The sequence below is a fragment of the Neisseria sp. 27098_8_112 genome, assembly GCF_041433235.1.
Lineage (GTDB): Bacteria > Pseudomonadota > Gammaproteobacteria > Burkholderiales > Neisseriaceae > Neisseria.
Map to the genome: position 1 here is coordinate 44291 of NZ_JAPWBB010000006.1, position 12730 is coordinate 57020.

A 12730-nucleotide genomic window follows, 5' to 3' on the forward strand; every position below is an offset into this window, starting at 1 on the left:
TGAACGGTTGGGTTTCAGACGGCCTCGGTATCAGCGTAGGTTAAGCACCCTATCCGCTGTTTTATTTACATTTGGTTTTGGCCAAATTTACGGCGGCGGTCAGGCTTTTTTCGTTGACTTCGCCGGTGATGGTTTGTTTGTAGCCGCATTTCGGCGCTTCGACGACTGTGAAGGGCAATACGCCGACGTTGTTGCCGTGGGCTTTCATGAAGTTGCGGCTGTTGGCGCCGGTATAACGCCAAATCGGGTAGCTGACCGGCGTTTGTTTCAGGAACTTGCCGATGTTGTCAGTGGTATCCAGCGCGATGCCGACCATATCGACGCTGCCTTTTTTCTGTGCTTTGTACCATGCCGACATGGCGGGCATTTCTTTACGGCAGGGGCCGCACCAGGTTGCCCAAAGGTTGACCACGCGCACGGGGGCTTTGAGCGATTCCAGACTTTGCAGTTTGTTGTCCTGCCAACCTGCCGTTTCATCGGCGGCAAAGGCCGGCGCAGCGGTAAAAACGGTGGCGGACAGTAGAAGGGCGGTTAAGGCTTTCATGGTTGTATCCTTGAGGTTGCCAATCGAAATTGTGTTTATTGTAAAACGGTTTGGTGGGTATGCCTACCGATTCATATCAAGATATCAAGTAAAAAGTTTGAGTAAAAATCAGTTGCAGACGATAATAACTGCCATCATTGAATGATTTTGCAATAATACGGAGACTTTCATGCCGTCTGAATTCACACTTTATCACAACCCGCGTTGCAGCAAATCGCGTGCCGCGCTGGCTTTGCTCGAAGAAAAAGGCGTTGCTGCCGACGTGGTCAAATATCTGGATACTGCGCCTGATTTGGCGACTTTGCAGGATATGTTTGCCAAACTTGGTATCGAATCGGTGCGCGGCATGATGCGCACGAAAGACGATTTGTACAAAGAATTGGGTTTGGACAATCCCGATTTGGACAATGCCGCCCTGCTTCAGGCAATCGCCGAACACCCCGCCCTGCTCGAGCGTCCCGTTTTGGTAACGCCTACGCGCGCAGCCATCGGCCGTCCGTTGGAAAACATTGCCGCCCTACTCGGCTGATGGGGTTGGATAAGGCCGTCTGAAGATGATTTCCCTGCTTAAAAGCCGCAATGGCCTGCGATATTACCTGTTTCGCGGCCTTGCTTTGAGCGTTTTGCTGGTGTGCGGTATTTTTTTGAGCGGCACATGGCAGATTTACCGGACAGGTTTGCAAACCTTGCCGAAGGACGCTCATGCCGATGCGGCGGTGGTGTTGGGTGCGGCGGCGTGGGACAAACGCCCGTCGCCGGTATTCCGTGAGCGCATCAACCACGCCATTACGCTCTACCAAAGCCATCGGGTCGGCAAAATCATTTTTACCGGCGGTACGCCCAAAAAAGGATTCATGACCGAAGCCGAAGTGGGGCGCCGATACGCGCTCAAGCAGGGCATACCGGCGCACAATATCCTGTTTGAAAACACGTCGCGCAACACTTACGAAAACCTACGCAATATCGTCCCCATCATGCACGCCAACGGAGTCGGCAGCATTATCGTTGTCAGCGACCCGTATCATTTGGCGCGCGCCGAAGAAATGGCCGCCGATTTGGGCTTGTCAGACGCGCAGTTCTCCGCCACCCCGACCACGCGCTTTGACGAGCGCAGCAAGAAAGCCAAGTTTCTGATGCAGGAGAGCTATTCATTGTTTCTCTACCGTATCGGCAAATGGAGCGATGCAGTTTGGAATTGGATAGGTGCTTGAGCTTTCGGTAATCCATGTAAAAGGCCGTCTGAATCCTTTTAGGTTTCAGACGGCCTAAATGTATGCTTACTTATTGATATTGATTTGCAGCTACACTGCCAAATAAGACTACAGCCAGTACCAGATAAATTACCATTACGATGGCAAACAGAATCAAGGCAGCCTTGAAATAATTGGCTTTATTCGGATTGGTGTTTGAGCTGAATGCCCATACAAGCATCATAACTATATTGACCAGCGGAATCATCAAAATCAAGTTTGTTATCAACCATTCTTTGACGCTTACAATCGGAGCCTGTTGATGGCCGATTTGGTTTTGTTCAGTCATATCTTGTCCAATACATTAAATAAAAAGAATAATAATTATACATAATAAAGCCTTATTAGTATAGCATACATATTCAGACGGCCTGAACCTATGATTTTTGCAGCCGCTATTTCAATCGGATGTAAAACGTACCGTCCGGCACGACGGGCAGGTATTTGCGGTAGAAGTCCAGATAGGTCTTGTTTGGGTCTATGTTGGCAAACTGTTGCGGATACAGGGTTTTGGCGATAAATTGCGCGCTGGCCAAATCGGTGAGCGAGCGGGAGGCGGTGTGGTAGATGCCGTAAACGCGTTTGTTTTTGACGGCAGGAATGTCTGCCCAGCCTTTGCGGTTGACAAATCCGGCCAGGCGGCGTTGCGCATCGGCCTGGCTGATGCCTATGCCCATCGCCATAATGCCAGGCTTGTCTTTATGGCCGTTTTCCGTCCCCGAAATGACGATGACGTCGGGTTTGGCCGTCAGGAATTTTTCAGGGTTTATCGGTCCCCAGTTTTTAACGTAAGGCGCGGCGATATTGTTGCCGCCTGCTGTGTCGGCAATCGCGCCCCACATATCTTTGCCGAAGGTGTAGCTGTATTCGGACGGGCCTTTGTCGCCGAACTCGATATAGATTTTCGGTTTGGACTGCTTGGCACGCGCGACGCGTTTTTGGATGTCGGCAATGCCTCGGGCGTATTCGGCGGCAATTTTTTGGGCGCGCGCCTGCGTACCGTTGAGTTCGCCGAAAATTTCCGCACTGCGCGTGTGCCGCGCGACGGTTTCGGCGTTGAAATCGACCACGACGACGGGTATGCCTGCCGCTTTAATGCGCGGCAGATGGGTGGCGATGGCCTTATACTGCCAGTCGGCCAGAATCAATACGTCCGGCTTGAGCGCGAGCGTTTTCTCCAGTGAAAACGTGCCGGTGCTGATGTTGCCGATGTCCGCAATGTTTTGCAGCGTAGGCAGCTTCTGTTTGAACATCGCCCAGCTGCCGGGATTGAATTTCTCCCAAAACTCACGCGAAATGCCGATGACGTTTTTAAATTTGTCCGCGCCCGTTACCGCGATATAGTCGGGATAGTAAAACGCCAAAACCGCGCGTTTGACAGGGACATCGACTTTGACTTCGCGTCCCAATACGTCTTTGATAGTTTTGATTTCGGCTTGGGCAAAAAGGGGCAGGAGGGCGAGGGCGGTAAATAAAGCGCGTTTGTTCATAAGCGGATACTTTCAAAGAAATAATTATCATTTGTCTTGTTTTCAGGAGAAAAGTTCCCAGATGGTCCTTCTGCGCTGACATTATTTTCAGACGGCCGTACATTGTTTAAACCTTGCCGAAAAAGTAAAATACCTGTTTTCAAAGACTTTGGAGCCATCATGACCGTCAAAACCCGTTTCGCCCCCAGCCCCACCGGCTACCTGCACATCGGCGGCGTACGCACCGCCTTGTTTTCATGGGCGTTTGCCCGCCATCATAAAGGCGAGTTCCTATTGCGTATCGAAGACACCGACTTGGCGCGCTCTACTGCCGAATCCGTCAACATCATCCTCGACGGCATGAAATGGGTCGGCCTGAACTACGACAACGCCGACAACGTCGTGTACCAAACCCGCCGTTTCGACCGCTATAAAGAAGTCATCGCCGAACTTTTAGAAAAAGGCCATGCCTACTACTGCTATTGCAGCAAAGAAGAGCTGGAAGCCATGCGGGAGAAAGCAGAAAAAGAAGGCACGGCGACGTACGATCGCCGTTGGCGTCCGGAAGAAGGCAAAACTCTGCCCGAAATCCCTGCCGACGTGCAACCCGTCGTCCGCTTCAAAACGCCTTTGGACGGCGTGACTAAATGGACGGACTTGGTCAAAGGCGAAATCTCTATCCCCAATGAAGCACTTGACGACCTGATTATCGCCCGCGCCGACGGCACGCCGACCTACAACTTCTGCGTTGTCGTGGACGACTACGACATGGGCATTACCCACGTTATCCGTGGTGACGACCATGTGAACAATACCCCGAAACAAATCAACATATTAAAAGCCATTGGCGCCACCCTGCCTGAATACGGCCACCTGCCGATGATTCTTAACGAACAAGGCAAAAAAATCTCCAAACGCAGCGGTGATACCGTTGCTATTACCGATTTCGGCGCAATGGGTATCCTGCCCGAAGCCATGCTCAACTATCTGGCACGCTTGGGCTGGGCACACGGCGACGACGAGTTCTTCACGATGGAACAATTCATCGAATGGTTTGATTTGAAAGATGTTTCCCCATCTCCAAGCCGCATGGACTTGAAGAAACTCTACTGGATTAACGGCGAACACATCAAAATCACCGCCAACGAAAAACTGGCCGAAATGGTGAAACCGCGCCTCGCCCTGCGCGATATCCACGAAACAAGCAAGCCTGCTTTGGAAGACGTGTTGGCATTGGTCAAAGACCGCGCCCAAGACCTGAACACGCTTGCCGACGAGTGCCTCTACTTCTACGTCAAACAAACCCCTGCCGAAGCGGACGTGCAGAAACACTGGGACGACGAAGCTGCCGCCCGTATGCTGCGCTTTGCCGAACGCCTCGAAGGGCTGGAAGACTGGAACGCCGAAGCCATCCACGACCTCTTCAAACCTTTCTGCGACGAAGAAGGCATCAAAATGGGCAAACTCGGTATGCCCCTGCGCCTCGCTGTCTGCGGTACGGCAAAAACCCCAAGCGTCGATGCCGTATTGGCATTAATCGGCAAAGAAGAAGTGTTGAAACGGATCCGTTCGTAAGGCATGAATGATAAAAGGCCGTCTGAAAACTGGGAATGCCAAGTTTTCAGACGGCCTTTTTATTTTGAACAGGATTTATTTATTCTTCTTCGTTCGGTTTGTTTTTATCTTTTTTGCGCCATAGGCCTTTAAACAATGCACCTGCTGCAACAGCACCGAAAATAATCAGTTTGCCGAATTTAGCCAGTAATGCGCCGGCCAAAGCTAATAATCCCAGTTTTTTTGCAGCGATACCGCCAACCAAGGCAGCCAGTCCATATTCGGCCACTTTGTCGGTTGCCGCATTGAAATCGCTATAACGCTTGCCCTCGTTGAATTCGATATTGCCCAACAATTCTTGCACAATAGGTTTGTATTGATCTATGCTTTTCAAATCGGTGATCATAGTCAATTCAATATAGCCTTCGCGTCCCAGCTGGAAAGTATTGTAGTTGATGGCAGGATTGGGATCGGGTTCGTTTTTATTCAAAACGTCAATCGACCAAATCAGACGATGGGTCTTTGCATCATATTGCGGTTTTTCTACCCAGCCGCGTGTTTCCAATTCCGGCAGGTTGCGGGAGGCACGCTCTTTATTTTGTTCCTCGGTGCCTTCTTTCAGCTGCTCGAGCATGGCCTCAACATCCCATTCTTTGGCATCATCGTCTTTGATATAGCCGGAATCGGTAAAGGTTAGGTCTACCATCCAATTAGTATCACCGTCCTCGTTTTCCGCCTCGGGGAGAATTAAGCCGTAGCGGTTGGGATCTGTGGCGTTGCCTGCTTCCCTCATCATGGCGTTGGCGCGATTTTTTTTCACAAAGATCATTTTTGCAGGCAGTTTCAGTTTGGCCTGATTGCCCAAATCAACGGTTGCCGGGCCTTGGACGATCTCGTCATCAACGTAGTTCGCGATAGAATCTGAGGCTTGTTGCGCTTCTTGCCCGGATACCTCGACGGCAGAGGCGGTATCAGCGTTGGCTGCAGAAGCCGGCAGGGTTTGGATAGATAGTAGGGCTGCCAAAACGGCATAGGCGAGACGGTTGCTTTTCATCATAGGGTTCTCATGGAAGAAGAATTAAAAAAGATGCAGACAGCCGCAACACCATATGCTCCGGCATGACTAAAGGGTAAATTTTACAATAAATAAATCATATTTACATATTTAAATATGACTGTAATTTAAAAAATACAGGAAAGCTTTTTGACGAGAGGCAGAGCAATCGTTGTGAAATTCAAAAAGGCCGTCTGAAAATTTTTCAGACGGCCTTTTCTAATAAAACCAGAAAATAATGGAATAAGGCGGAGAATATGAGAAAATAATAGCCGCCTGCCTGTCACAACAGTTGATTGAATTAACTTTTATCGGCAGCCTGAATGTCCGGATTGGATAAAATAAACCATCAAGAACAAAGACCAACAAGCATATTATGTAAACTTGGCGGCTGAAAAACCGGCTCTGCGCTTTACTTTACCAATCAAACAACTTTAAAGGAAAACCCATGAAAAAAACCTTACTTACCCTGATGATGCTATCTGCCGCCGCCGCGTATGCCGGTGAGGCGGAAGACCGTTTGCTGTCCGTCCAATCGGTTTACCGTGCCGCTTTGCATGAGCAAAACAGCAACGACAGCAAAATCATTTCCCTGCAAAGTGATTTGGAAAGCGCGCAGCGCCGTTTGCAGGCGGCTCAATCCGATATTGACCGTTTGAAAGGCGAAATTCAGACGGCTTTGGCTCAGAAAGAGCAGCAAAATGCCAAGCTGCAACAAGCCGGCCAAATGTTGGACGCGGCTTGGAATGCCGTTTACGGCGTAGGCGGCAGCAAGGCGAAGTAATAATTTAGACATTGTATTATTTGCGTTTTACGCTTCTTTTATCATCTTTATAAGGAAACCTCATGTCCCTACCTCCCTGCCCGAAATGCCACTCCGAATACACTTACGAAGACGGCGCTCAATACGTTTGCCCTGAGTGCGCCCATGAGTGGAACGAGGCCGATGCTGCCGCTACCGGCGATGATGCCTTGGAAGTCAAAGATGCTAACGGCGCAGTCTTGCAAGATGGCGATACGGTTGTCTTGATTAAAGATCTGAAAGTCAAAGGCAGCTCTATGGTCATCAAGCAAGGCACCAAAGTCAAAGGCATCCGCCTGCAAGAGGGCGACCACAATATCGGTTGCAAAATCGATGGCAGCGCGATGAACTTGAAATCTGAGTTCGTCAAAAAAGCCTAAAGATTTTATTTTTATCTAAAAATAAATATCCTGCTCAGATTATTGAAGCCTACAAGAAAGGCGGAAATTCTGCTTTAGATGGTGATTATACTGTCTTTGGTCAAGTCATAAATGGCATGGATATTGTGGGTAAGATTATCGAGAGCCAAACTGGTAAAAACACCAAACCCAAAAACGAGATTAAAATTGAAAAGATCGAAGTTATCAAAGATTACGACTTCAATAAATAATTTTCAGTTTAAATAAGAAAGGAAAGTAATACATATGATTATCTGGGGCTATAAAGGCTATCAAAAAGAACTAGGACATACTCAGTCTGTTATCCAATGCGGAAACTGTCAACAAACCGCTCCTTGGGAAATTATTGAGACGGGTCGAAAATTTTCCCTCTACTGGATTCCTCTTATTCCTTATGGAAAAAAATATTACGTCCTATGCCCAGTTTGCCAACGCGGTAAAGAAATTGAAAAACAAGAAATTAATGAATATTTAAATTATTAAGATTAAAAAGAGGCTGGTCATGAAATTACATGCCTCTTACTCTTGTATTTAAAAAACAAAACATTCTTTCGGAAGGTTAACCTGAAAGGCCGTCTGAAAAAGCGGCGGCAAAATGTTCCGCACATACGCGGGTGTAAAACCGTTAAAATAACGCTTTCCCCTATTCTACGGAACCATTATGCCTCAGTCGACCGCCAAACAGATTTTGCACGAAGTATTCGGTTATCCCGAATTTCGTGGCAAGCAGGAGGCTATCGTCAATGCTTTGGCCGGTGGCGAGAGTTTGATGGTGCTGATGCCGACGGGCGGGGGCAAGTCTTTGTGTTACCAGATTCCGGCGCTGATGCGCGAAGGCGTGGCGGTTGTCGTATCGCCGCTGATTGCGCTGATGAACGACCAAGTGGCCAGCCTGCATGTGGCCGGGATTGAAGCGGCGGCAGTCAACAGCAGCACATCGGCAGATGAGGCGCGCGAGATTGCCGACAAGCTTGCCCAAGGCCGTCTGAAACTGCTTTATGTCGCGCCGGAACGCTTGGTTACCGACCGCTTTTTACGTTTTCTCGACCAACAAACCGTCAGCCTGTTTGCCATTGATGAGGCGCATTGCGTCAGCCAATGGGGACACGATTTCCGCCCTGAATATCAACAGCTCGGCATGCTTGCCGAGCGCTATCCGAACATCCCGCGCATCGCCCTGACCGCTACCGCCGATGCGGCCACGCGCGCCGACATCAAGCATTATCTGCACTTGGACAATGCGCCCGAATTTATCTCCAGCTTTGACCGCCCGAATATTTATTATCAGGTTATCGAGAAAAACAATGGCAAAAAACAATTGCTGGATTTCATCCGCAAGCAGATGCATGGGCAAAGCGGCATTGTGTATTGCCTAAGCCGTAAAAAAGTCGAGGATGTGGCGCAGTTTTTGTGTGAAAACGGCTTGGAGGCGATTCCGTATCATGCCGGTTTGAGCATGGACGTGCGCGAGGAAAACCAACGCCGCTTTACGCATGAAGACAATATTATTGTGGTGGCGACCGTGGCGTTCGGCATGGGCATAGACAAACCCGACGTGCGCTTTGTCGCCCATCTCGATATGCCCCAGAGTGTCGAACATTTCTATCAGGAATCGGGGCGCGCCGGCCGGGACGGGCTGCCTGCCGTGAGCTGGCTGTGTTACGGCTTGAACGATTGGGTGTTGCTGCGCGAACGGATTGCCGAAGGCAACAGCGACGAGGTGCAAAAGCAAATCGAAATGCAAAAACTTGATGCCATGCTTTCCGTCTGCGAAACTGCCGCCTGCCGCCGCGTACTGCTGCTCAAACATTTCGGCGAAGAATCCGAACCCTGCGGCCATTGCGACAACTGCCTGCATCCGCCCGTACGGTTTGACGGTACGGTGTTGGTGCAAAAATTACTCAGCTGCGTGTACCGCGCCGGACAACGTTTTGCCGCCGGTTACATCACCAACCTTTTGCGCGGCAAAAGCGATGACTGGATACAGCGCAACGGCCATGACAAGTTATCCACATTCGGCATCGGCAGCGAACAGACCGACAAGGAATGGCGCAGCGTCATCCGCCAGTGCATCAGCCTGGGCTATCTCACCGTCAATGTCGAGCAACATCAAGCCCTACAGCTGACCGAAGCGGCAAAAAAAGTCCTCAAGGGCGAAACCGAAGTCATGCTGCGTCCCCTGCGCCGCGAAAAAACGGCCACCCAAAAGCCGAAAGACGATTGGTTACGCACCGAGCGCGAAGAGCGTTTGTGGCAGGCATTGCGCCAATGGCGGCAACAACGCGCCCGGGCAGAGGAAGTGCCTGCCTATGTGGTTTGCGGCGACAAAACCTTGCGCGATATTGTCGAAAAAATGCCCAGAAGTTTGGAAGATTTACATCAAATCTACGGCTTGGGCGAGGCGAAAATCAATAAATTCGGTTTGGAGATACTCGACGTTTGCGAAACGGCCGAAGCCGGTACGGTTTCCACAGACAGCGCACAAGTTATCCACAATTTGGACGAGCGTGAACAGGCCTTAAAACAGGCTTTGGAAACTTGGCGCGAGCAGCAGGCAAGTACCGATCAAGTAACGCTTGGGACGGTATTCTCCAACGAAAGCATGGACGACTTGCTGACCAATACGCCTGCCGAACCCATCGACCTTTTGGGCGTGTATAAACTCGGCGAAAAACGCATCGAGCAATACGGAGAGGGCATTTTAAACATCTGCCGCCCGTTTTCAGACGGCCTGAGCGAAGAGGATAAACGCAAACGCCGATTGATGCGCCGTCTGCTTCAGTGGAACATCGATACTGCCCGCCATGAAGGCCTCGAAGCCTATCAGATATGCAGCAAAGTTACCCTGCGCGTGATTGCCGCCCGACGGCCGCAAGATTTGGCGGAGTTGGCGGAAATCCACGGCATGAATGAGGAGAAAACCGACAAATACGGCGCAGAAATTGTCGAATTGTGCAAACAAGCGGATTGATTGACCGTGTTTTATCGTTAAAGGCCGTCTGAAACCCAATCAAGTATGGTGTTTCAGACGGCCTTTTTGAATTTTTAATCTTTATAAAACAATAAATAAGAAAATATTTGTATTGAATGTGTCAGTTTTTTGAGGCCATCACGTCTAAACAGGCATGAAATATGGGTGGTGCCGATTGATTTTTCGTCCCATCCCATTCAACACACATCGATAAGGAAAATAAATGAACACCTCATCCAACCCCTCTTGGCAGGCCGCTTTCGGCTTGTTGACGCTCAGGCTTTTTGCCGCGTATGAATTTCTTGAGTCCGGCTTGGAAAAATGGAACGGGGAAAACTGGTTTGCAGATATCAACAGCCAATTTCCCTTTCCGTTCAATTTGTTGCCGGATACGGTCAACTGGAATTTGGCCATGTGGGCGGAACTGGTTTTGCCTGCGCTGCTCATCGTCGGCTTGGCAACGCGGCTGTCCGCGCTGGGATTGATGGTCGTGACGGCTGTCGCATGGTCTGCGGTACATGCCGGCTTGGGGTACAATGTGTGCGACAACGGTTATAAAATGGCACTGATTTATTTGGTGGTTTTATTTCCTGTCCTATTGCAGGGCGCAGGCCGTCTGTCTTTGGATGCCCTGCTGAAGAAACGCTGTTGTCGCATCAAGCATTTTCTTTAAGGATTAACGGTCGCGGGCCGACTTTAAATGCCCGATATTATCCCTTGATTTATTTAAACTCGTATTTTAAAAAGGAAGTTAAAATGAAAAAAAATGTAGCTGCTGCTTTGGCCGGTGCGCTGTCCCTGTCTCTGGCTGCCGGCGTTGTTGCCGCTGATAAACCGTTAAGCAGCAAAGCAGGTGTTCAGAAATCTGCTCAAGGCTCTTGCGGTGCGGTTAAAGCCGGTGAAGGTTCATGCGGTGCAAGCGCTGTTTCTAAAGCAAGCGAAGGCAAATGTGGCGAAGGCAAATGCGGTTCAACCGTGGAAAAAACTCACGCTAAAAAAGGCAAAGCATCTAAAGCCAAAGCTGCCAAAGTAGTAGAAGGCAAATGCGGCGAAGGTAAATGCGGTTCTAAATAATCCTGCAACATACCTTTAACAAAGTCGCATTTTACAAACGAAAATGCGACTTTGTCGTTCATACGGCACCATAACAGGACATCACCATGATTCAATACGCAGGCTTGGGCTACCGCCGCGACTTGGCGGAAGACTTCCTCTCGCTTTCAGACGACAGCCCGATACGCTTTATCGAAGCCGCCCCCGAAAACTGGCTGAAAATGGGCGGCAGGGCGCGCAAACAGTTTGACCGCGTGGCGGAACGGCTGCCGCTGGCGTTGCACGGATTATCCATGTCATTGGGCGGACAAGCCCCGCTGGATACCGCCTTGATAGACGGAATCAAAGAAATGATGCGCCGTTATGACTGCACGTTTTTCTCTGACCATTTGAGCTACTGCCACGACGGCGGTCATCTTTACGATTTGTTGCCGCTGCCTTTCACTGATGAGATGGTGAAACATACCGCGCGGCGTATCCGCGAAGTGCAGGATCGGTTGGGCTGCCGTATTGCCGTGGAAAACACCTCCTACTACCTGCATTCTCCGCTTGCCGAGATGAACGAGGTTGAGTTCCTCAATGCCGTTGCCCGTGAAGCCGACTGCGGTATTCATTTGGATGTGAACAATATTTACGTCAACGCCGTCAATCACGGCCTGTTGTCGCCTGAAGCCTTTTTAGAAAATGTGGACGCAGGGCGCGTGTGCTATATCCATATTGCCGGGCATGACGTCGAAACGCCGGAATTGTTGATTGATACGCATGGCGCGGCGGTATTGCCGACCGTTTGGGATTTACTCGAACTGGCCTATGCCAAACTGCCGACCATCCCGCCCACCCTGTTGGAACGCGATTTCAATTTCCCGCCTTTTGCTGAACTCGAAGCCGAAGTCGCTAAAATCGCCGACTATCAAATGCGTGCCGGAAAGGAATACCGCCGTGCAGCCTGAAACCTCCGCCCAATACCAACACCGCTTTGCCCAAGCCATACGCGAAGGCAAAGCTGCAGACGGATTGCCGCAAGAGCGCCTGAATGTCTATATCCGCCTGATACGCAACAATATTCACAGCTTTATCGACCGCTGCTATACCGAAACGCTGCAATACTTTGACAGCGAAGAATGGGGCCGTCTGAAAGAAGGTTTCATCCGCGACGCACGCGCTCAAACGCCCTATTTTCAAGAAATCCCCGGCGAGTTCCTCCAATATTGCCAAAGCCTGCCGCTTTCAGACGACCTCTTGGCATTGATGGACTTTGAACACACCCAGCTGCTCGCCGAAACCGCGCAAACCGACAGCCAAGCAGTCCATACAGATTCAGACGATTTAACCTACACCCTTTCTCCCGCCGCCTTTGTGCGCCGTTATCAGTATGATGTGATGGACGAATTGCAGGAGGCGGAAACTGCTGTTTTGGTGTGGCGCGATAAGGAAGACGACGTGATGTATCAAACGCTTGATGGATTCGGCGCATTATTGCTGGAAACACTGGCAGAAATGCCCGCTTCCCTAAACGGCCTGCAAACCATGCTGGCAGAGTTCATGCCGTCTGAAAACACTTGGCAGGACGCATTAAGGCAAAAATGGACGGAATGGTTGGAACAGGGCATTTTGATTGCGGCATAAACCAAGGCC

The 12730-nt window shown here is 50.1% G+C and carries 16 protein-coding genes; 12 read left to right on the forward strand and 4 right to left on the reverse strand.

Translation table 11 applies throughout. The features are described from left to right. Window positions 1-61: 61 nt before the first annotated feature. Window positions 62-544, reverse strand: coding sequence for a TlpA disulfide reductase family protein (locus O3682_RS05280; RefSeq protein ID WP_371508853.1), 483 nt, complete (start codon window positions 542-544; stop codon window positions 62-64). A 169-nt stretch (window positions 545-713) separates the two neighbouring features. Between O3682_RS05280 and arsC the strand changes: the two genes are divergently transcribed. Both arsC and O3682_RS05290 read left to right on the forward strand, forming a co-directional pair. Beyond that, window positions 714-1073, forward strand: a complete 360-nt coding sequence (arsC, locus tag O3682_RS05285) for an arsenate reductase (glutaredoxin) (RefSeq protein ID WP_004519164.1) — start codon at window positions 714-716, stop codon at window positions 1071-1073. A 25-nt stretch (window positions 1074-1098) separates the two neighbouring features. Continuing rightward, a complete protein-coding gene (locus tag O3682_RS05290; RefSeq protein WP_371508856.1) occupies window positions 1099-1755 on the forward strand; it encodes a YdcF family protein in 657 nt (218 codons plus the stop codon). 70 nt (window positions 1756-1825) lie between these two features. Here O3682_RS05290 and O3682_RS05295 read toward each other — a convergent pair whose 3' ends face one another. Both O3682_RS05295 and O3682_RS05300 read right to left on the reverse strand, forming a co-directional pair. Further along, a complete protein-coding gene (locus tag O3682_RS05295) occupies window positions 1826-2083 on the reverse strand; it encodes a hypothetical protein (RefSeq protein ID WP_070504133.1) in 258 nt (85 codons plus the stop codon). A 106-nt stretch (window positions 2084-2189) separates the two neighbouring features. Then, window positions 2190-3284 (reverse strand): ABC transporter substrate-binding protein, encoded by a 1095-nt coding sequence (locus tag O3682_RS05300; protein ID WP_371508858.1) that lies wholly within the window; start codon window positions 3282-3284, stop codon window positions 2190-2192. A gap of 159 nt (window positions 3285-3443) precedes the next feature. Here O3682_RS05300 and gltX point away from each other — a divergent pair, with 159 nt between their 5' ends. Beyond that, window positions 3444-4838: a glutamate--tRNA ligase gene (gene gltX / locus O3682_RS05305; protein ID WP_101755684.1), complete on the forward strand. Its 1395-nt coding sequence runs from the start codon at window positions 3444-3446 to the stop codon at window positions 4836-4838. Between the two features lie 79 nt (window positions 4839-4917). On the opposite strand, the gene O3682_RS05310 is transcribed toward gltX, so the two are convergent. Further along, entirely contained in the window at window positions 4918-5874 is a 957-nt protein-coding gene (locus tag O3682_RS05310) for a DUF2167 domain-containing protein (protein ID WP_371508859.1), read from the reverse strand. A gap of 445 nt (window positions 5875-6319) precedes the next feature. Between O3682_RS05310 and O3682_RS05315 the strand changes: the two genes are divergently transcribed. The 9 genes from O3682_RS05315 to O3682_RS05355 all read left to right on the forward strand — a co-directional run bounded on the left by O3682_RS05315 (window position 6320) and on the right by O3682_RS05355 (window position 12721). Continuing rightward, complete coding sequence (locus O3682_RS05315; RefSeq protein WP_371508860.1) at window positions 6320-6655, forward strand: hypothetical protein; 336 nt, start codon at window positions 6320-6322, stop codon at window positions 6653-6655. Window positions 6656-6717: 62 nt separating this feature from the next. Continuing rightward, window positions 6718-7053 carry a zinc ribbon domain-containing protein YjdM gene (locus tag O3682_RS05320; protein WP_049349236.1) on the forward strand — a complete coding sequence of 112 codons (336 nt, stop codon included), beginning with the start codon at window positions 6718-6720 and terminating at the stop codon, window positions 7051-7053. A gap of 41 nt (window positions 7054-7094) precedes the next feature. After that, window positions 7095-7283: a peptidylprolyl isomerase gene (locus tag O3682_RS05325; RefSeq protein ID WP_371508952.1), complete on the forward strand. Its 189-nt coding sequence runs from the start codon at window positions 7095-7097 to the stop codon at window positions 7281-7283. Window positions 7284-7317: 34 nt separating this feature from the next. After that, window positions 7318-7554, forward strand: coding sequence for a zinc-ribbon domain-containing protein (locus O3682_RS05330; RefSeq protein WP_101755687.1), 237 nt, complete (start codon window positions 7318-7320; stop codon window positions 7552-7554). A 178-nt stretch (window positions 7555-7732) separates the two neighbouring features. Next, window positions 7733-10042, forward strand: a complete 2310-nt coding sequence (recQ, locus tag O3682_RS05335) for a DNA helicase RecQ (RefSeq protein ID WP_371508863.1) — start codon at window positions 7733-7735, stop codon at window positions 10040-10042. A gap of 223 nt (window positions 10043-10265) precedes the next feature. Next, complete coding sequence (locus O3682_RS05340; RefSeq protein ID WP_049335721.1) at window positions 10266-10715, forward strand: HvfX family Cu-binding RiPP maturation protein; 450 nt, start codon at window positions 10266-10268, stop codon at window positions 10713-10715. Window positions 10716-10798: 83 nt separating this feature from the next. Continuing rightward, on the forward strand, window positions 10799-11116 hold the full coding sequence (locus O3682_RS05345) for an HvfA family oxazolone/thioamide-modified RiPP metallophore (protein ID WP_003686668.1): 318 nt from the start codon (window positions 10799-10801) through the stop codon (window positions 11114-11116). An 86-nt stretch (window positions 11117-11202) separates the two neighbouring features. Beyond that, the gene (locus O3682_RS05350; RefSeq protein WP_371508865.1) at window positions 11203-12045 is read left to right on the forward strand and encodes an HvfB family MNIO-type RiPP peptide maturase; all 843 of its coding nucleotides are present in this window, start codon (window positions 11203-11205) and stop codon (window positions 12043-12045) included. Further along, entirely contained in the window at window positions 12035-12721 is a 687-nt protein-coding gene (locus O3682_RS05355; protein WP_371508866.1) for an HvfC family RiPP maturation protein, read from the forward strand. Before O3682_RS05350 ends, O3682_RS05355 begins: the two co-directional genes overlap by 11 nt. Window positions 12722-12730 lie beyond the last annotated feature (9 nt).